Raw genomic sequence first — 18,524 nt, 5'->3', positions numbered from 1 at the left:
TTAAGACACCGTCAGCACCAACTTGCCGGTGACGGCGCCGGAGTTTAGTGCCTCGTGCGCAGCGGCGGCCTCGGCCAGCGGGTAAGTGCCGTGGAGATGGTGCTTGACCGTGCCATCTTCCAGCCATGGCCACACGTTGGCGACGGTGTCTGCCACGATTGCGGCTTTGTCCTCAATGCTGCGGGAGCGCAGCGTCGTGCCCTGCAAGGTGAGGCGCTTTGCTAGGACGATGCCCATGTTGAGCTCTTCCTTCGTGCCGCCTTGCAAGCCGATGGTGACCATGTGGCCGTCGGTAGCCAGTGCCTTCAGGTTCTGTTTGAGATACTTCGCGCCAATGATGTCGAGGATGACATCGCATTGGTTCTTTAGCTCTTCGGCGAAGTCTTGTTCCTTGTAATTAATAAGGATGTCTGCGCCGTAGCTCTTGCAGGTCTTCAGCTTTTCCGCGGAGCCGGCCGTCACCGCAACAGTAGCGCCCAGCGCCTTGGCTACCTGGATGGCGAACAAGCCGATGCCGCCCGCACCTCCATGAATGAGAATGGTTTGCCCAGCATGCAGGTTCGCTTCCATGGCGAGGTTGGACCATACGGTGCAGGCCACCTCGATGACTGAGGCGGTATCGGTAAGCGAAAAGCCCTTCGGAATGGGCAGCAGCTGGCCCGCTGGTACCGCGACATATTCGGCGTAACCACCGCCGGCAAGCAGCGCGCCAACCTGGGTGCCTTCTTTGCACTCGGTGCCATTTGCATCCACGATTTCACCGGCCACCTCTAGGCCGATGGTCTCGGAAGCGCCTGCTGGTGGCGGATAGTGTCCGCGCGCTTGCAAGAGGTCGGCGCGGTTTACACCCGCGGCATGGACCTTTACTAGAACTTCTCCGGGGTGGAGCAGCGGCTTTTCGACGGCACCTAGCTCCAGCGCGCCGGGATCTTCAGGGTTGGTCTGCACGATAGCTTTCATGCCCACCCAGCTTAACGAAAACTCCGAGGCCGAATATGATCTGCATCGCTAGGTTTAGTAGGCTTAGTGGGTCGCAAGACAAGGAGACGTGGCAGAGCGGCCGAATGCACTGGTCTTGAAAACCAGCGTGGGTCAAACCACCGCGGGTTCAAATCCCGCCGTCTCCGCCGTGTGAAGTCTCGAGACATCGTTCCTTTGGATGGTGTCTCGAGATTTTTGTTTCCTTCAAACGCCCTTCGCATTGCCAGGCGTGGTTTCATGTACCGATATATGTAAATAGCGGCCAGAAACCTGGTGATTCAGGCACGCTATATACACACAGAGGTACATACGCCGTGGACTGTCTTCGGTGTCCTTAATATGGGGCGCCTACGCGGTATTCTGCTCCAGCCATGCGTTGATGCCGCCGCGCAGGGAGTAGACCTGCGTGTAACCGCGCTCGCGCAGTGCGGCTACGGCTTGGGCGGAGCGGATGCCGCCGGCGCAGTGGATCACGGTGGGTTCGTCGTGGCCGAGCCGGGGATTCTCACCCGCCAGGATGCGGTCCAAAAGGAAGTGCTCGGAGCCGGGAATGGAATGCTCCGCGCGTTCTTCCTCGGTGCGCACATCGATGATGCGGTAGCCGGAGGGGACGGTGCGTACTTCGGGGGCGTCGGCAGGCTGCGTGGGCGTTGCGCCGCCGGCAACCACCGGAATGTACTCCCAAGTGCAGGTCAGCGCATCGAAGTATCCAATCTTTCCGGTCAGCAGCGTGCCCGTACCCGTGAGGTACTTGAGTGCCTCCAATGCCATGGCAGAACCTACCGTGCCCACCACGGGGCCCAGCACGCCGGCTTGGGAACACGAAGGCACCGAGCCAGGGGCAGGTGCCGTGGGAAAGACGTCCTCGTAGACCGGACCGTGCCCAGACCAGAAGACGGAAAGCTGCGCATCGAATCCCAAAATCGACGCCCACACGTGCGGAATACCCAGCTCGTGGCACGCCCAAGAGCACAGGTAGCGGGCTTCAAAATTATCGGTGCCGTCCAAGAGAACGTCGGCTTCAGCCAAGTGCGCAAGCGCCGTGGCGGAGCTTAGGCGCGGGTACTGCAGTACCTGTACCTCCGGGTTGAGCTGATGGATCGTCTCCGCGGCCGACGCAGTCTTCGGCCCACCAATATCGTCCATCCCGTGGATGACTTGGCGTTGCAGATTGGATAGGGAGACCACGTCGTCGTCGAAAAGTAGGATGCGCCCCACACCTGCACCCGCGAGGTAGAGCAGGGCAGGCGAGCCAAGCCCGCCGGCACCGATGACCGCCACCGTTGCATTAGCTAGCTTGGCCTGGCCCTCTGTACCCCACAGGGCCTCTTGGCGTGCGTAGCGCCTACTCATTCCAAGCCCACCCAATTGCTAAAACCATCCGCGTAACGCTGTTCTTTCCAAATCGGCACCTCTGCCTTCACGCGGTTGGCGCACTCTTCCGCAGCCGCGAAAGCGTCCCCGCGGTGGGCCGCGGCAGCGATCACCACGAATGCTGCCTCGCCCACGCGCAGATCACCGGTGCGGTGTGCGCACCACAGGCGGGTATTCGGATGCGCGGCGATGACTTCTTGCGCCACGCGGGAGATCTCGGATTCGGCAGTGGGGTGCGCGGTATAGCGCAAGAGCTCCACGCCGCCGCGCCCGCCATCATGGTTGCGCACGATGCCGTCGAAGGTGACCACGGCACCCATCGCCGGGGTGGAAATATCGGGCTTTTCAATGGGCGAGCTCGTCATCATCGCCCCGATCACCTTTCCGGTATCGGCGCTAACAAAGGCGGGATCAGTGCTCATGCCTTCCTTCCAATTGATCGACGATGTGCGGCAGCAAAGGTTCCAAAACCTTACAACCATCCTTCACTCCGCCCGTGGAACCGGGCAGCGCCATGGCGAAGGTGTGCGCGTTGACGCCGGCGACGGTACGCGAGAGCGCGGCAGTGGGCACGCTTGCCGACGCCGCGTAAAAAGCGTGCGCTATCCCCGGCAGCTCCCGTGCCAGATGCGCGGAGACGGCCTCCACCGTGGCGTCGTCAGGCGAAATGCCCGTGCCGCCGGAAGTTAAAATGACGCTGGGCTGGGCGGCGAAGACCTTATCGAGGGCCTCGGCGATTTCGGCATCGGGTACCACGAGCGCATCCGGGGTATCAAAGCCCATCCGCCGCAGAAAATCCACCGCGATGGGCCCGGAACGATCTTCGTAGATGCCCGCCGCCACGCGGGTGGAGGCAACCACTACTACTGCACGTCGCGCCATTAGAACGGGATGACCTCAACGACATCGCCCGGCTGCAGCTGTGCGCCGGCCGGGATGCGGATGAGGGCGTTGGCGCTCATGGCCTGCGAAATCAGGTGCGAACCAGTGCCGGCGAAGAGCTCGGCCGTGGCGATACCGTTTTCATAGTCGATGATGCCGCGACGGAACTGGTCGCGGCCTTCCAAGCCGGTGACTGGAACGGTGACCTGCGCGGTGTGTGCGGCCCTGGCGCGACCCAGTGTGGGGCCTACGTAGATGCGGAAGCTGACCAGCGTGGAGACGGGGTTGCCGGGCAGGCAGATAACCGGGACGCTGCCGAGCTTGGACAGTCCCTGCGGTCCGCCGGGCTGCTGTGCCACGTGGCCGAACCAGCCGTCTTCTTCGAAGACCTGGCGCACGACTTCGAACTTGCCGTGGGATACGCCGCCGGAGGTGACGATGGCGTCGGGCTGGTAAACGCGAACCACGCCTTCCAGATCGGAGCGCAGGATGCCTGGGTCATCGTTGGTGCGTACAAAGGCGACGACCTCAATGCCGTACTCGCGGCAGAGAGCAGCGATCATCGGTGCATTCGCATCGGGGATGCTGGCCGCACCTTGGCCGCCGATCTCCGCGCCACCCGTGGCGACCACGATGCGTGCCGGGGCATAGACCTCGACTTCAGTGATGCCTTGGGAGGCCAACGTGCCGATGATGGCCGGGGTCAGCCGCGTGCCTTCCTCCACCAGCACCTTGCCAGCCGCGATGTCGGATCCGGCCTCGCGGATGAACTGGCCCGCCGGAGCCGCCGGAATGGTGACTTTTTCCCCCTCGCGCGGGAACTGCGGTGGCTCGCATTGCTCCACCGGGACGATGGTCACGGTGTTCTCTGGCACCTTGGCGCCAGTCATGATTGGGGTCGCGATGCCATCCTGTGCCGCGCTGGGCATAGCACCGGCAGCTACCGTCTGGCCGACGGTGAAGGTGCCGCCTTCCGTCGTGGTGATGGCGTAGCCGTCCATCTGCGAGTTATTAAAGCGCGGCATGTCATAAGCCGCGGCGATGGTGCGCGCGAGGATCAAGCCATCGACCTCCAGCAGTGAGCGCGTCACCACCGTCGGTGCAGGTAGTGCCCCACGGATAGCTGCTAGGTGTTCTTCGTAACTACGCATGCTGGCGTGCCTCTCCTTATGTGTCTGGTTAACCTCCCCAATTTTAACGGCACTTTCAATGCAAAAACTGGCATAGTGGCAGACATGGTTGAAATTCACTATTTCGCCGCCGCCCGCGCAGCGGCAGGTGTAAGCCACGAACAGATTGCAGCTCCTGCAACGCTAGGCGAGCTGCTGGACACCGTGGCCGCAGAGCACAGTGGCACCACCGAGGCCGGCATGAACTTGGGCGAGGTGCTAGACCGCTGCACCTTCCTGGTGGATGGCAAAAACGCCGAACGCGCCGCCACCCTCACGGGTGCGACGCGTGTTGACGTGTTGCCGCCTTTTGCAGGCGGGTAGGGCTGCTGGTCTAGTGTCCTGTATCGGCCCTCAGGGCATTTACGTCCGACAACAAACTCTGCCGAGTATCAACTAGCCTCCAACAAAGTTGGTCTGGTCTGTTCCTAGGCGTTTAGCACTTCAAGGAGCTGATTCCGGTATTGCATTGTGAGGGTGTCTGTTTCAGTACAACTAGGGGGAGCAGTTTACTTACTTCTGTGGTGTGCAAACATAAGGGGGGTTCATTCCTGGGACAGGATTTTGCCAAAGGATGATTCCCTGGTCATTCCAGTCGCATAAAGCTCCTGCTGCAACAAGGGCCCCTAGTCCTACTGCAACCCATCCAGCAACTGAAGCTGCGAGTCCTTCTGCAATGATTTCTTTTGTCACCGCGCCAGCGGCGCCTCCGGCAGTGAAAATTTTAGTAGCTTTAGAAACCACATTGTGACTCAGATAAACTTTTACGACTGGCCCCCAGTGGGACACCTTTGTTTCATTTCCGTATGTGGTAAAAGTAGGGTGTCCAGCCGGGTCGACGGCTGAATTATTCTGTTGAATAAATTCATCGATCCTGGTAGCGCCGTCTTTATTTGCTGAGCGAACATCCGCGGGGATAACCGCAGTGGCGAGTCCTTTTTCGTCATACTTGATATATTGGCCGAGCTTCTCGAAAGCTTCACGATCTGCTTCAGATCGGTATTCGACATAGGTTTTATCGGACTCTTCCACTGGCAATTTCGATGTGGATGCTTTCGTTGTTTGATTATGCGTTGCTTCAGTAGCGGGAGCAGTGTCTGCCTGTGCCAATGGTGTTGCGCCAATTGCAAGACCGAGCATCACAGTCGACAAGAGGACTCCTGGATTGCGCAAAGATTTCATGGAAGTGAACCTTTCTGGTTGATAGACGAGTTCCACAATGCTGGCTAATGGAACACGCCCATTTTCACCTACATGATCTAGTCAAACCACAAAATCCGAGAAGAGTATACGAAAGTATCCGATTTAGAAACAGGACTCATTGGTGGGAAAAGAATTGTTAGTCTAAAGGGCGATTCTTAAGTTCAGTTGATGACGAAAATTGTAAGGACGATGCGGAAATGAAATTGCTTAAAGTTTTTACCCTTGTCGTTCTCATTGCAGGGGTTTTGTTGTGCGTAGCGGGCCTATATTGGGAAAATAAGCTTACCAATCTTGGGGTTCCCATAGCCTTGCTAGGCATCGCTCTTTCGGTTGCTATACCTGTGAAAAAGAGAAGCGAAGGGGAAAAACACGCTTAGCACAGATAGTGAAATGAAGAACGCTAAGTTTACGTGTTTCATTCATCAATGAGTCCCGTTTGAAGTGTCTTCGGGAGCCGAAAATTATAAAGTCCATGTTGCCCGATAAACCGCGCAAGATTCTCACTGCCGATGAAGTCTACGACGCTGTCATTGATTGGTTTAAAGCCGATGATGATTGGGTCAATCTCGTCTACGTCGTCCAAGATACCGGCTACGATGACGACGCATTGACTAGTGAGCAGCTTCAGGATGTCATTGAAAAAGTCATGAGCTTTGATGACCTTGTTATATATGACGCTGCAAGCCCTTCATCAAGTGAAATTGGAACAAATTTTGGTGGCAATCCACTGCCTCGGGACGTGGACGCAGCAGCATTGAGCCGATTCATCCTTGAAAAAGACCGAGCTGGCCTACTGATGGCGCTTATGGTTGTTCCGCATCCGGATAAGCACAAGATGCCTTACGAATACGACGAGGAATAGGCGTCAACAACGCACGCAGCAACATGATGCTTATTCTAAAAAAAGGGGGTTGCCGCCTTGGTAGCAACCCCTTTTTGGTGATCTTTTACCCGCGTTGTCGTTTTAGGCGCCGAAAGCAGCCTCCCACGCCTTGAGGAGTACATCGGTCTCCTCGGCGGTGGTGATGGAGATGCGCACGCCCTCGTCGAAGGCTCGGACCAGCACGCCGTTTTCAGCGAGCTTGGCAGCGACTTCTTGTGGGGTGCCCAGCTCGGTGATGTTTGCTGCCGGGAACCAGATGTGGTTGGTCTCGGAAGCAGGGACGCCGAACTTGGCAAAGTATTCGGTGACGCGCTCGCGCTGGCGAACCGTCTCATCGGTGCGCTCACGCAGGGAATCCTGCGCTGCCAGCGAATGTAGGGCGCCTACCTGAGCCACCGTGTTCACGGAGAACGGGATGGCTACCTTGTTCAACGCCTCAATGATCTCTTTGTCGCCGAAGGCATATCCCACGCGCACTCCGGCTAGGCCGTAGGCCTTGGAGAAAGTGCGCAGGCCCACGACGTTGCGGTGCGTCTTGACGTACTCGGTGGCCAGCGGCAGGGAGTCGTTGCGGTTGTACTCGATGTAAGCCTCGTCCAATGCCACGATGATGTCATCCGGCACGGCCGCTAGGAACTCGTCGAATTCTTCGCGAGTGATAATCGAACCGGTGGGGTTATTCGGATTGCACACGAAGATAACCTTGGTCTTTTCTGTCACGGCCTTGGCCATCGCCGGCAAGTCCACGCGGTGCTCCTCGTTCAGCGGGACCGGAACCGGCGTCGCGCCAACCACGTGGGCGAAGATCGGGTAGGCCTCGAAGGAACGCCACGGGAAAACCACTTCATCGCCAGGCTGGCAGGTGATTTGTACCAGTTGCTGGCAGATGGCAGAAGAACCCGTTCCCACGGCCACCTCATCGAGCGTCAGGCCAAGGTGCTCTGCGAGTGCAGTGCGCAGCTCGACGACGCCCATGTCGGGGTAACGATTGGCGTCGCCAGCCGCGGCCTCCATGGCCTTGAGCGCCTCCGGAAGCGGAGGCTGGGTGGCTTCATTGGAAGACAGCTTCAAAGCAGTCTCGTTGCGGGCACCGGGAACATAGACAGGCAGGGAGGAAAGATCGGATCGAATCATGGCAACCACCTTAGCCCTGGGAAGAGGTTTCCGGGTTGCGCGGACCGCGAGGGCCGTAGTCAAACTCCGCCGTGAGCGGGCCGAATGCCTGCAGTCCCTTCGGCGCATCAAAAGCGTCGAGCTGGACCTCAAGGAAGGCGCCGCGCTCCGGGTGCTCAGAAATGTCCGCGAGCGCCTTAGCCAGCTCGCCCTCGGTCTTCGCTGCGTAGGACTCCATGGTGGTATCTGCCTTGAAGACCTTCGGCAGCTCGTTGTAGCTCCAGTTCTGGATGGCGTTGTACTCCTGCTCCATGCCCAGGATGTAGCGCTCAATGGTGTAGCCATCGTTGTTGACCAGAACGATGATTGGCTTGAGCTCCTGGCGCAGGATGGTAGAAAGCTCCTGAGCGGTCAGCTGGAAGGAACCATCGCCAATGAAGAGCACGTGGCGGCGCTCCGGGTTAGCCAGTTGGGAGCCCAGCACGGCAGGCAGGGTAAAGCCGATGGAGCCCCAGATAGTGGAGTTGATGTACTGCACGCCCTCCGGCATACGCAGCGGGCCCAGGCCGATGTTGGAAGTACCCGCCTCGGCGATGACCACGTCGTCTTCCTTGAGGAAGTGAACCATCTGGTTCCAGATGCGCTCCTGGGTCAGCGGCGCTGACTCGTCTGGTTCGAAGGTCGGCAGCTCAAACTTCTCGCCCGCGGCGGCTTCCTTGGCTGGGATGCGCTCGACGAGGACGTCGAGAAGCTCAAGCGTATTGATACCCACGAAGTACTCGCCGTCAGCATTGAGATGCTGATCGCCGAAGTTGAAAACGTGCGCCTTATCCAGATTGTGGGTGAAGGAACCGGAGTTGACCTCGATGAAGCGTGGGTTGGTGGTGACCAGGAAGTCGGAGTTTTCGATGCGCTCCTGCACGCCCGGGGCGGAAGCGGCGCCGTTGTAGGTGCCGATGAACAGCGGGTCGCGCTCGGACAGGATGGCCTTGCCGGAAGAAAGCTGGGAGTACGGCAGCTGGGCCTTGTCGATGATGGCGCGGAACTTCTCGGTAAAACCGTGGCGATCGGTGTCTTGGTCGATCAGGAAGATGGGATCCTTGGCAGCAGCCAGCGCCTCGATCACGCGATCGGCGGCGGCGTTGAGGCGCTCCTGGTCGGAGGTAGCCAGCTCGGTGCTGAACGGGGTATCCGGGACCTCGATGGTCAGGTGCGTGATATCGGAAGGGATTTGGATGTGCACCGGGCGCTTCTCGCGCAGGCAGGTGTGCAGGGCGCGGTCGAATTCCTCGACCACGTTCATCGGGGAAACGCGGGTGGCTACCTCGGTAAACGGTGCGATGGCGTCGAGCATGTTGGCAAAGTCGCCGTCGGCAAGCGAGTGGTGCAGGTTCCAACCGAACTCGGTGGCGTACTGCGGCGGAGCGCCAGCGATGGAGACCATCGGAACGTGCTCTGCGCGAGCACCCGCGATGCCGTTGAGCGCAGAAAGCTCGCCCACGCCGTAGGTGGTGAGCAGACAGCCGACGCCGCGCTGGCGGGCGTAGCCATCAGCGGCATAGGCCGCGTTCAGCTCGTTGCAGGCGCCGACGAAACGGATGTCCTTGTCTTCGTCGATCTGCTCGAGGAAGCTCAAGTTGAAATCGCCCGGGACACCGATGATTTCGGTGATGCCGATGGCCTTCAAGCGATCAAGGATGAATTCGCCGACAGTCGTCTGCATTGCGAGTCCTTTCTTTTGTTAACGATAAAACGTGCTTTTCCGATTATCGTAGGTCACATTTTTGTTGTCATTAGTCAAAATAGAGAACTATCTTTGACATATGTCGAAACTGACGGCGCCGAACCTGGCACGGATTCAAGAGCTAGCCGATGACATCGCGCGGCAGTTGCAATGCTCCGTGGAGGTAACCACTCCTTCTATCAACGTGATTGCGGCAAGCGCGCAGTTGGGCGCCGTGGATAGTCACCGCGTGGCCTCGATTCTGGAGCGTACCCCGCCGCCGGAGCCGATCCCGTGGATGCTCAGTTATGGCATTCAGGAATCTTCTGCCCCGGTGCGCCTGCCGGCGAATGCGGAATATGACATGCTCCCGCGCGTGGTTATTCCGTTGCGCCACGGCCCTGACCTGGTAGGGCACGTGTGGATTATTGATGAGCACGCGCTTTCCGACGCCGCTCTTGCCTCCGTTTCCCCGCAACTGAGCACGCTGACCAAGTTGGTAGACGAGCGCGATGCTTATCTGGCCACCCGTGCGCAGCAGCTTGGCGACTTAACCCGTGACATCGTTGCGGGTGATGAAAGTGCGCTGGCTATAGCCCGCGAGCGCGACCTTTTGCCGCGTGATGGGGAAGTGCTCATTCACCGTATTGACGTAGACGGTGATTTAGTTCAGCTGACGATGGAGCTCGCCCGTCCGCTGCGGCGGCGTCCGTTTCTGGCCCTGGACTTGCATGATTCGCTCATCATCGTGGAATCCCCGCGCGACGAACAAGACACGAAAACGCTGATTGAGGAGGTTGCTTCCGCGGCCCTCACGGCGGGGACGCAAATTGGTGCGCGGGGCAGTGCGCCCACTGCGCGTCGGGCTCGTTTCATGGCCGACGTTGCGCGGCTAACCGGGCAACCTGCGATGGACTGGGCTGCGGCTGGCGCCTGGCGCGCGCTGTTGGGATGGGATCTGAGTCCGGCTACCGTGCGTGCGCTGAGCCCCGATGCCGCACTGCTTTTAGACGCCGAGCGCAAAAGCTACTGGGAAAGTCTGCTTTGTTATTTCGAGCATTCCCGCAACGTCAATGACACAGCCGCCGCGCTGTATATTCACCGTGCTACTTTGCATTATCGCCTAGACCGCGTCCGTGAGATTCTGGGCTCGGCTGCCCTCGAAGATGGCTGGCGCTGTGCCGCTTTGTATGTGGCATTGAAGCTGCATGCGGCGCTTAATCGCCGTTATAACTTAAGCAGTTAGACGGTAGTGAGGGGGCTGTTTGGCGCGCGTGGAGGGGCTCGGGTAAAGTAAGCGAAGATTCATTGCGAATCGCTGGAGACGTGCCAGAGCGGCCGAATGGGGCTCCCTGCTAAGGAGTTGACTTGCTTGCGCAGGTCCGGAGGTTCAAATCCTCTCGTCTCCGCCACTTGAGAAGTCTCGAGACATCGTTTACCCGCTGTCTCGAGACTTTTTACTTAGACCCCGATGTGGGGCAGTGCGGTTATTGCCAAGCTGAGCCTGGAGCTCACCGCGAAGACGGACATGAGATGGGAAACCTGCTTCTTAACGGTCGATTGTGCGTAGTGCATCGACTTGGCAATCTCTGCGTTTGAGCGCCCTTCGCAGATGTAGCTCAAGATTTGCTTCTCAGTATCGGTGAGTAAGGCGTACTTCTCATTGAACTCGATAACGCTGGATTCTTTGTCGTTATCGCCCTCTGCATGGGAATCGGATTGGGGAAGGTAGTCAACCAGGCGGGTTAGCGCGTGCGGTGATACGGCTGTGCCACCGTTTACCGCCTCGCGCACAGCGGCATACATTGTGGCCGGCTTGCTGCTTTTTACAACGTAGCCGGCCCCTCCGTTGGTTAAGACCTCGATCATTGTTTTGTCAGTGTCTAAAGCGGTGATTGCTACGAATGCTGGTGGGGCGGGCCGCTTTTTGGCCTCGCGCAAGAGCGTTATTCCGTCCATCTCGGGCATGTGAATATCGGCGATGATGACATCGATGTCGATTTGGTCGAGAAGCGAAAGGGCTTCGACGCCGGTGCTGGCCTCGGCGACGACGTGAATGTCGGCAGTGTATGAGAAGTAGGTCTTCAGCGATGAGCGTACGAGGGGATCGTCATCAACGATCAACGTCGCAATGCGGCTATCGGTGTCAGCGGTGCTCATCGATGCTGGATCGCCGACCTGGAAAATAGCCATAGGTATCTACTTTCATAGTTAAAACTCTTATTTATGCACACTTTATTTGTACCATCATTGAGCTCAATTAAAACCTCGTGCATTGGGCACGCGCGAAGGAGGATACTAAAGTATATTTCGCCTGAATATAAAGCTAAATTTGGGCCATTTCCGGTGGTCCAAGCGCGGTTAGGGCTAGCTAACCTACGCTAACGGAAGTATGGTCCTAACTGGATTCAGGCACAGCCCAAATCCACTTGTTAATGACCCTTTTACAGTTAGGACTCCATCATGGAAATCGCATCCACCGTTCTCGAAATCCTCGGCGGCATCTTCGAGGCAATCGCTGAAGGTCTGCAGAAGTAAAAGCTTCTAAAACCTTCAAACGCTCCCGCAGGCTAGTTCAACCGCACGGCCTCCGGGAGCGTTTGCATGTTTTGTGTGAATGCTGCGCTTGGACTCTTTATCGGTCTTAGGGGCGTCCGTGTGCTGCACCGTGGTTGCTGCTAGATGGTGACCTCACCATGTGTGGACACAGTAAAAGACGAAGCCCCGCCCCACCAGTGATGATCTGGCAGGACGGGGGTGCGGCTCCGGAAGAGCGGGCTCGTGTACTTACATCGCCGGGGAGAGGCCCGCGTCGTCCTGGCCGCTGACGCGGTAGAGGTGCTCGTTGACGAACTCGCCCACGCCCCAGCGCTCGAGCTCGCGGCCGTAGCCGGAGCGGTTAATGCCGCCGAACGGGAGGCCGGCAGCGGTGACGGAAGCTTCGTTGACGAAGGTCATGCCGTCGTTAAGCTGCTGCGCCACTTCGAAGGCCTTGTCGAGGTCGGAACCCCACACGGAACTGGAGAGGCCATAGTCAGAGTTGTTGGCAATCGCGATGGCCTCGTCGATGTCCTTTGCCTTGTAGATGACTGCGACTGGGCCGAAGATCTCGTTGCAGGCGATCTCGGCGGAAGAATCGACGTCGCTAAGCAGCGTTGGCTCCATGTAGGCGCCGTCGCGGTCTACCTTCTTGCCACCCACACGGACGGTGGCGGTGCCATCGGCAACAGCCTTGTCGAGGCGCTCGATGATTTCGTCGCGGGCACCGATGGAGGACAGTGGGCCGATGTCGGCATTCTCGTCGTCGTATGGGCCGACCTTGAGGTTGCCGATCTTCTCCACCAGGTAATCGAGGGTGCGATCGTAGAAATCCTCCAACACAATCAGGCGCTTTGGGGCGTTGCAGGCCTGACCGGTGTTGTACATGCGGATAGGTACGAACTGATCGAGGGTCCACTCGAGCTTCTTGTCATCGATGATGATGAATGGGTCGTTGCCGCCGAGCTCCAGCACGGACTTCTTGTAGTTCTCACCCGCGGTCTTTGCCACCGCAGCGCCGGCTGCTTCAGAGCCGGTGAGGGAAACGCCCTTGATGCGCTTGTCCGCCACGAAGGCATCCATCTGGGAGCCGGAAGCGTAGATGTTGATGAAAGCGTCCTTCGGCAGACCTGCCTCTTCCAGGAGATCCTGGCAGGCCTGGGAAGACAGCGGGCAGATGGAAGCGTGCTTGAGCACGATGGTGTTACCCAGCAAAAGGTTCGGCGCCGCGAAGCGGGCAACCTGGTAGTACGGGAAGTTCCATGGCATAACGCCCAGCAGCGGGCCGAGCGGCTCCTTTTGAACAACAGTCTTTTGCGCGCCCTGGGCCGCCAAGTACTCGGGCGCGAGCAGCTCGTGAGCGTGCTCGGCGTACCAGCGGTAGATGTCAGCGACGATTTGAATCTCGCCCTTTGCCCAGCGCGTGAGCTTACCCATCTCACGGCCGATGTGCTCGGCTAGCTTGTCTGCATTTTCTTCATAGAGTTCTGCAGTGCGGAAGAGGATGGCTGCACGCTCCTCGATTGAGGTGCGGGACCAGCTCTTGAAGGCTTCCGTGGAGCGGTCCAGGATCGCGTCACGGTCAGAGTCATTGATGCGGTCGAAGGTCTCCTCGGAGACGCCAGTGTTTGGGTTCTCAAGTGCAAAAGTACTCATGTCCCCTGTGTACCCGCGATGCGCCGAGCCTTCAAGAAAAATTAGTCACTTATAAAAATGGTAAATCGTCCTAACAGGTCTATCATCCCTATTTGTGAAACGAAGATCTTTGCAGAACCGAAGCCGCATCTTTGGCCCTGCACGCGTGACAGCTTTGGGCTTTTTTCTGCTCATCATGCTGGGGGCATTCCTGCTGATGCTGCCATTTTCTACCGAAGGCACGCAGTGGACTCCTCCTTTACACGCTTTCTTTACAGCGACTTCCGCTGTCTCTCTGACTGGTCTCATCGTGGAAGACACCGGCACGTACTGGACTCCCTTCGGCCAAGTGGTAATTATCACCCTCATCCAGCTCGGCGGCTTGGGAATCATGTCGCTTGCTTCCTTGTCCGGCATGCTTTTAACCGGACGCATCAGCTTGAAGGCGCGGCGCTCGACGGCCGCCGAGGGCCGCCCCGTAGCCGGCGGCATTCGCCGTACCCTCTTGCTTACCTTTCTCGTCACCCTCGTTTGTGAGGCTGCAGTTGCTGTCCTCTTGGCCCTACGCCTGCATTTCGCGCATGGCGTCCCGGTGCTGCGTGCGATGTGGGAGGGTGTCTTCCACGCGATTTCGGCATTTAACAACGCGGGTTTTAGTACGTACTCGGACAATATGATTGGTTTTAATACCGATGCGTGGATTCTGCTGCCGGTGGCCTTTGCGCTCATCGTGGGTGGCTTAGGCTATCCCATGTTGGCGGAGATAGTGCGCCGTATCCGCGGCCGGATCAAGCTCGCCCTGCGAGGGCGTGCGCCGCGCGTGCACCACATGTCCATTACCGCGCGGATGACGCTGGTGGGAACTGCCATTTTGCTCTTCGGCGGCATGACGTTTTTCTTGGTGGCCGAGTGGTCCGGCGTGCTGGCAGATATGCCGTTTGGCACCAAGCTGCTCAATAGCTTCTTCATGAGTGCTTCGCCGCGTACAGCGGGCTTTAATGCCATCGACTACGGGCATGTACATTCCATTACCTTGATGGCCTCGGACATCTTGATGTTCATCGGCGGCGGCTCCGCCGGTACGGCCGGCGGCGTGAAGGTGACCACCACCTGCGTGCTCGTTGCGGCGATGGCGGCGGAGTTCCTGGGCCGTGAGGACACCACCATCGGTAAGCGCCGTTTGCCGTATTCGATTACGCGCCAGGCGCTCGCCCTGACTGTGGCCGGTGCGGCGGTGGTGATGTTCGGAGTTGGAAGCCTGGTGGTTTTGAACCCGCAATTCTCCACCGATCAGATCGCCTTCGAGGTGCTCTCGGCTTTCGCCACCGTTGGTCTGTCCACAGGAATTACGGCCAGCCTGACCGCGCCTTCCCAGATTATTTTGTGCTTCATCATGTACCTTGGCCGCGTTGGGCCGACCACGTTGGTGGCCGCTTTGGCCGCGCGCACGGTAACTCGTCACTATCGCTACCCAGTAGAAAGGCCGTTCATTGGCTAACATCTTCGGCGCGCTGCGCCGCGAAAATCAATCCATCGACATCCCCGCAGTGGTGGTCATCGGCTTGGGGCGCTTCGGTTTTTCCCTGGCATGTGAACTTATGGATCATGGCGTTGAGGTGCTCGGCATCGACAATTGCGAGAAGTTCGTGCGTGATTATTCGCCGGTTCTCACCGAGGCAGTACAAGCTGATACAACCGACGCCGAGGTCTTGCACCAGCTGGGCATCGACGAGGTGGACCGCGTGGTGCTGGCCATCGGCTCGCACCTAGAGGACTCCATTTTGACCGCCTCAAATTTGGTAGAACTCGGCGTAAAGGACATTTGGGCGAAGGCGGACTCCGACGCGCATGCACGCATCCTGCTGCAGCTGGGCGTACACCACGTCATCCGCCCAGAACGCGACACTGGTCGCCGCATTGCACACTTGCTCGGCGGCAAGTTCGAAGATTTCGCCGAAATCGCTGAGGACTATGGCGTTACCAAGCTCACCCCGCCCGCGCACTTGGTTCAAACCCCACTAGATCCGCAGAAAACGTGGGAAAAACATCGCGTGCAGCTGGTCTCAGTGCGCAAGGACTATGGCCACTGGATGCCTGTTGAGAAAGGCCAGAAATTGAACCCGACGGATCTTATCGTGATTGCCGGCAGCCCCGTCGCCTTGGAGAAGTTCTCCGAGGCTGGGTCTTAGTATTCTTAGTCCCCTGCCTGGCGGTATCCGCGGCGCAGGTCATCGACCACATAAGGATGATCGAGCGTGGAGGCCGGCAGGTTGCGCGGCTGGTTATCTAAGCCGAATGATTGCGCGGCCTCAAGAGTCGCATCATCGAGGTAGCGCAGCGGGGGAGCGTAGTTGGGCACGGAGATTTCCTCCGCGCAGGCCACAAAGCCCCAGTCACCAAAGGTGGGCACGTGCACGTGATAAGGCACGGTGGGGCAGCCGGCGGAACGCAGTGTGGAATCGATACGCCAGAACACATCGGGAGTACTAAAGGCACTGGTTGCCTGCACGACCATCTTGCCGCCGGGAGCGAGCATCTTGTGCGCCATGGAGTAGAACTCTTCCGAGTAAAGGCGGGCCATGGCGGCGGAGTCGGGGTCGGGTAGATCGATGAGGACGGCGTCGTAAAGCGTGTGATCACCACCCGATCGCAACCAGGTAAACGCGTCCTCGTTGAGGATCCGCACGCGTGGATCTTCCATGGCGCCCCCGTTGTTCTCGCGCAGGACCGTGTTGGCCACGTTCACCACCTCGGGATCGAGCTCGACCTGGGTGACTTTAAAGTCCATCTTGAGAAGCTCGCGCGCGGCTAAGCCATCGCCGCCGCCAATGACGAGCACTCGCCCGCCCGGCTCGGCAGGCAGCACGGGATAGACCAGGGACTCGGTGTAGCGATACTCATCGCGGGAGGAATATTGCAGGCCGCCGTTGAGATAGAGGCGCGAATCCTTGCCGCGTTTGGTCACCACGATGTCCTGGTAATCCGAGGTATGGGCGTAAATGACAGGATCATCGTAGAGCGATTGCCGGGCGGTTACCACTATGGATTCGCTGCGGATGATGAGAGTGAGCAGCAAGGCGATAGCGCCCAGCAGCGCGAGGACATGCATTAGAAGCTGCTTGCCGGAGAGCACCGTGCGCAGTAGAAGCAGCGCAACCACGAGTGCGGCGATGAGGTTGACCAAGCCGGCCGCAGCGGTGCCACGAATCATGCCCAGCCACGGCAGCAAGATAAATGGCCATGCCAAACCGCCCAGCAGGCCGCCGACGTAATCCGCGAAGTTGAGGTTGGCCACCACCGAGCCGGAATCCTCAGCATTCGAGGTACGCCCGCGCTGAATCAGCGTCATAAGCAGTGGCACTTCCATACCCACCAAAATGCCAATGAGCAGCGTCGCTACGACCAAAATGAGGGTGGACTGGCCCACAAGCGCGAAGACCATGTAGAGCACCACGGCGCTCACGCCGCCGCACAGGCCGAGCAAGGTTTCGACGATGAGGAAAGAACTCGCCGGCCACGACAAGAATGGCTTGGCTATCAACGCGCCCAGGCCCAAGGAGGCGACGTAGCCTGCCACGATCAGTGAGGTCTCTACGATGCCGCCGCCGTTGAGGCTCGTGGACAGCGTCAGCAAGGCCAGCTCGTAGACCAAGCCCGAAGCTGCGCAGATACAGACGGAGATAAGCAGAGCTACCCGCCAGGCGCGAGAGCGGACCAGGGAATCTGCGGTGGGGGAAGCGTTTAGGTCAGACATGCGGCATTAATTGCGCCGATGACGATGAGGATGACGCTCGCGCAAAAGGTGCCCGCGCGGGGCTTGGTATCTTCCACCAGATCCCGGAAACGGCCGGGGATAAGCGCCTCCAAAATGACCAACGCTAGTGCCTGCAGCACGATGCCGACTAGGCCGTAGACAGCGGTTTCTAGCAGGTCAAAAGAGTGCACGATGGCGGTAACCAGCACCGCTCCCAGGGCAATCTGCTGGGCGGAAGCGATGACCGCAGCGTTGACGTGATGATCAACGAAGACAGCGCGGTAAAGCTTGCCCGGGGTGAGCAGATCCAGAACTACGAAGCCGGCAAGTAGCAGTACCGCTGCAACACCGAAATAAGCAAAGGTGGCCAGGATTGAATCGAGCATGAACTAAAGCCTTTCTATTTCACGCCGCCGGAAGACCCGGAGGAGCCGCCGGAAGAACGGGAAGGGGAGGAGGGACTAAAACCGGGACCTAAGAAGATATAGGTGCCGTCGTGGAAGTGATCGAGATTTTCCACGCGCACTGAACAGTTCTGCGGGCCAGTGGGCTCGACCTTGACAATCTGCTTGCGGTAGCGCAGGTACTCCGTGCCCGTTGCGGGATCGAATTGGCGCGCCTTCGGCTTGTGCTCTGCTGCAAGGCGGTTGGCCTCTGCCTGAACATTGTTTGCTTGACAGGTGCCTGACCTGATGGGAGCGCCAGTAACGCCGGGTGAAGTCAGACCGCCAATTACTGCGAATAGTACGGCGAAGACCAGTGACCATTTCCAGCCTTTGTCATAGTTCATGGAATCCACCTACTTGTAGTCTTCACGATTATTTCTTCTGCAGGGTACATATGCACCGTTTCCCACTCGAAGCCTGCGCAGTCTTCGAGTGCGGTGCCCTTGAGGGCGGTGACGTGGTATTCGCCCTGCCCGGGAAATTGCGCCGAGAGCCAATCCGTGCCCGATACCCGTTGAAATTCTGCGGCGAAGCCATCCGCGCAATGCTTGGCGACGTCCGTCTTCAGCTCGTAGCCCGTCATCTCACCGTAGGTCTGCGGCAGCGGACCCTCACAGTGGCAGGAGATCTCCTCGCGGAAGAGTAGCGTCTTGCCGCGATAAACGCTGGCAGTATGCGAAGCGCCGATGATATCCAGCTCAAGCCGCAGGCTGTCGGAACCGTGAAGCATGGTCGTGCTTAACGCCTGCGGGCGCGGGCCGTTTAAGCGCAGCCCCAAGTCAGCGGCACTGACGTCCGCGCTGGGGCAATCTAGAACCTCCAC

General features: G+C 58.8%; 20 protein-coding genes and 2 tRNA genes. 8 read left to right on the top strand and 14 right to left on the bottom strand.

Translation table 11 applies throughout. The features are described 5' to 3' along the window. The gene (locus HMPREF2888_RS04235) at window positions 1-960 is read right to left on the bottom strand and encodes an NAD(P)H-quinone oxidoreductase (protein ID WP_070518320.1); all 960 of its coding nucleotides are present in this window, start codon (window positions 958-960) and stop codon (window positions 1-3) included. 82 nt (window positions 961-1,042) lie between these two features. On the opposite strand from HMPREF2888_RS04235, the gene HMPREF2888_RS04230 reads away from it, so the two are divergent. Continuing rightward, window positions 1,043-1,127: transfer RNA gene (locus tag HMPREF2888_RS04230), tRNA-Ser, on the top strand. A 202-nt stretch (window positions 1,128-1,329) separates the two neighbouring features. Here the strand turns inward: HMPREF2888_RS04230 and HMPREF2888_RS04225 are convergent. The 4 genes from HMPREF2888_RS04225 to HMPREF2888_RS04210 are packed head-to-tail and all read right to left on the bottom strand — an operon-like array spanning window position 1,330 to window position 4,388. Beyond that, complete coding sequence (locus HMPREF2888_RS04225) at window positions 1,330-2,334, bottom strand: ThiF family adenylyltransferase (RefSeq protein ID WP_070518318.1); 1,005 nt, start codon at window positions 2,332-2,334, stop codon at window positions 1,330-1,332. Next, complete coding sequence (locus tag HMPREF2888_RS04220; RefSeq protein WP_070497511.1) at window positions 2,331-2,777, bottom strand: molybdenum cofactor biosynthesis protein MoaE; 447 nt, start codon at window positions 2,775-2,777, stop codon at window positions 2,331-2,333. Before HMPREF2888_RS04220 ends, HMPREF2888_RS04225 begins: the two co-directional genes overlap by 4 nt. Next, window positions 2,767-3,237: a MogA/MoaB family molybdenum cofactor biosynthesis protein gene (locus HMPREF2888_RS04215; protein WP_070518317.1), complete on the bottom strand. Its 471-nt coding sequence runs from the start codon at window positions 3,235-3,237 to the stop codon at window positions 2,767-2,769. The genes HMPREF2888_RS04220 and HMPREF2888_RS04215 overlap by 11 nt, the downstream gene beginning before the upstream one ends. Next, the gene (locus HMPREF2888_RS04210; RefSeq protein WP_070518315.1) at window positions 3,237-4,388 is read right to left on the bottom strand and encodes a molybdopterin molybdotransferase MoeA; all 1,152 of its coding nucleotides are present in this window, start codon (window positions 4,386-4,388) and stop codon (window positions 3,237-3,239) included. Before HMPREF2888_RS04210 ends, HMPREF2888_RS04215 begins: the two co-directional genes overlap by 1 nt. Before the next feature lie 84 nt (window positions 4,389-4,472). Here HMPREF2888_RS04210 and HMPREF2888_RS04205 point away from each other — a divergent pair, with 84 nt between their 5' ends. After that, the gene (locus HMPREF2888_RS04205) at window positions 4,473-4,730 is read left to right on the top strand and encodes a MoaD/ThiS family protein (protein ID WP_070518435.1); all 258 of its coding nucleotides are present in this window, start codon (window positions 4,473-4,475) and stop codon (window positions 4,728-4,730) included. A gap of 189 nt (window positions 4,731-4,919) precedes the next feature. Here HMPREF2888_RS04205 and HMPREF2888_RS04200 read toward each other — a convergent pair whose 3' ends face one another. After that, window positions 4,920-5,588, bottom strand: a complete 669-nt coding sequence (locus HMPREF2888_RS04200) for a hypothetical protein (RefSeq protein ID WP_141744820.1) — start codon at window positions 5,586-5,588, stop codon at window positions 4,920-4,922. A 218-nt stretch (window positions 5,589-5,806) separates the two neighbouring features. Between HMPREF2888_RS04200 and HMPREF2888_RS04195 the strand changes: the two genes are divergently transcribed. Further along, window positions 5,807-5,986 carry a hypothetical protein gene (locus tag HMPREF2888_RS04195; RefSeq protein ID WP_061920021.1) on the top strand — a complete coding sequence of 60 codons (180 nt, stop codon included), beginning with the start codon at window positions 5,807-5,809 and terminating at the stop codon, window positions 5,984-5,986. A gap of 95 nt (window positions 5,987-6,081) precedes the next feature. Then, window positions 6,082-6,471 carry a hypothetical protein gene (locus HMPREF2888_RS04190; RefSeq protein WP_062042731.1) on the top strand — a complete coding sequence of 130 codons (390 nt, stop codon included), beginning with the start codon at window positions 6,082-6,084 and terminating at the stop codon, window positions 6,469-6,471. A gap of 102 nt (window positions 6,472-6,573) precedes the next feature. Here HMPREF2888_RS04190 and hisC read toward each other — a convergent pair whose 3' ends face one another. Further along, window positions 6,574-7,626 (bottom strand): histidinol-phosphate transaminase, encoded by a 1,053-nt coding sequence (hisC, locus tag HMPREF2888_RS04185; RefSeq protein ID WP_070518313.1) that lies wholly within the window; start codon window positions 7,624-7,626, stop codon window positions 6,574-6,576. Between the two features lie 10 nt (window positions 7,627-7,636). Continuing rightward, window positions 7,637-9,328 (bottom strand): alpha-keto acid decarboxylase family protein, encoded by a 1,692-nt coding sequence (locus HMPREF2888_RS04180; protein WP_070518311.1) that lies wholly within the window; start codon window positions 9,326-9,328, stop codon window positions 7,637-7,639. Between the two features lie 100 nt (window positions 9,329-9,428). Between HMPREF2888_RS04180 and HMPREF2888_RS04175 the strand changes: the two genes are divergently transcribed. Both HMPREF2888_RS04175 and HMPREF2888_RS04170 read left to right on the top strand, forming a co-directional pair. Further along, complete coding sequence (locus HMPREF2888_RS04175) at window positions 9,429-10,574, top strand: PucR family transcriptional regulator (protein WP_070518310.1); 1,146 nt, start codon at window positions 9,429-9,431, stop codon at window positions 10,572-10,574. Window positions 10,575-10,648: 74 nt separating this feature from the next. Further along, window positions 10,649-10,740, top strand: a tRNA-Ser gene (locus HMPREF2888_RS04170). A 49-nt stretch (window positions 10,741-10,789) separates the two neighbouring features. Here the strand turns inward: HMPREF2888_RS04170 and HMPREF2888_RS04165 are convergent. Beyond that, window positions 10,790-11,521 (bottom strand): response regulator, encoded by a 732-nt coding sequence (locus HMPREF2888_RS04165; RefSeq protein WP_246815033.1) that lies wholly within the window; start codon window positions 11,519-11,521, stop codon window positions 10,790-10,792. A 594-nt stretch (window positions 11,522-12,115) separates the two neighbouring features. Continuing rightward, window positions 12,116-13,522 carry an NAD-dependent succinate-semialdehyde dehydrogenase gene (locus tag HMPREF2888_RS04160; RefSeq protein WP_070518309.1) on the bottom strand — a complete coding sequence of 469 codons (1,407 nt, stop codon included), beginning with the start codon at window positions 13,520-13,522 and terminating at the stop codon, window positions 12,116-12,118. 175 nt (window positions 13,523-13,697) lie between these two features. Here HMPREF2888_RS04160 and HMPREF2888_RS04155 point away from each other — a divergent pair, with 175 nt between their 5' ends. Further along, on the top strand, window positions 13,698-14,999 hold the full coding sequence (locus HMPREF2888_RS04155) for a TrkH family potassium uptake protein (RefSeq protein WP_235597100.1): 1,302 nt from the start codon (window positions 13,698-13,700) through the stop codon (window positions 14,997-14,999). Continuing rightward, entirely contained in the window at window positions 14,992-15,690 is a 699-nt protein-coding gene (locus tag HMPREF2888_RS04150; RefSeq protein WP_201054665.1) for a potassium channel family protein, read from the top strand. Before HMPREF2888_RS04155 ends, HMPREF2888_RS04150 begins: the two co-directional genes overlap by 8 nt. Window positions 15,691-15,695: 5 nt before the next feature. On the opposite strand, the gene HMPREF2888_RS04145 is transcribed toward HMPREF2888_RS04150, so the two are convergent. The 4 genes from HMPREF2888_RS04145 to HMPREF2888_RS04130 are packed head-to-tail and all read right to left on the bottom strand — an operon-like array spanning window position 15,696 to window position 18,524. Beyond that, entirely contained in the window at window positions 15,696-17,255 is a 1,560-nt protein-coding gene (locus HMPREF2888_RS04145) for a polyamine aminopropyltransferase (protein ID WP_062042722.1), read from the bottom strand. After that, a complete protein-coding gene (locus HMPREF2888_RS04140) occupies window positions 17,243-17,641 on the bottom strand; it encodes a DUF350 domain-containing protein (protein ID WP_061920035.1) in 399 nt (132 codons plus the stop codon). Before HMPREF2888_RS04140 ends, HMPREF2888_RS04145 begins: the two co-directional genes overlap by 13 nt. A 14-nt stretch (window positions 17,642-17,655) precedes the next feature. Then, window positions 17,656-18,045: a DUF4247 domain-containing protein gene (locus HMPREF2888_RS04135; RefSeq protein ID WP_061920038.1), complete on the bottom strand. Its 390-nt coding sequence runs from the start codon at window positions 18,043-18,045 to the stop codon at window positions 17,656-17,658. Further along, complete coding sequence (locus HMPREF2888_RS04130) at window positions 18,042-18,524, bottom strand: DUF2617 family protein (protein ID WP_062042714.1); 483 nt, start codon at window positions 18,522-18,524, stop codon at window positions 18,042-18,044. Before HMPREF2888_RS04130 ends, HMPREF2888_RS04135 begins: the two co-directional genes overlap by 4 nt.

This window comes from Corynebacterium sp. HMSC077D03, from assembly GCF_001808545.1.
GTDB classification, from domain to species: domain Bacteria; phylum Actinomycetota; class Actinomycetes; order Mycobacteriales; family Mycobacteriaceae; genus Corynebacterium; species Corynebacterium simulans.
This window is presented reverse-complemented; position numbering and strand designations above follow the sequence as displayed.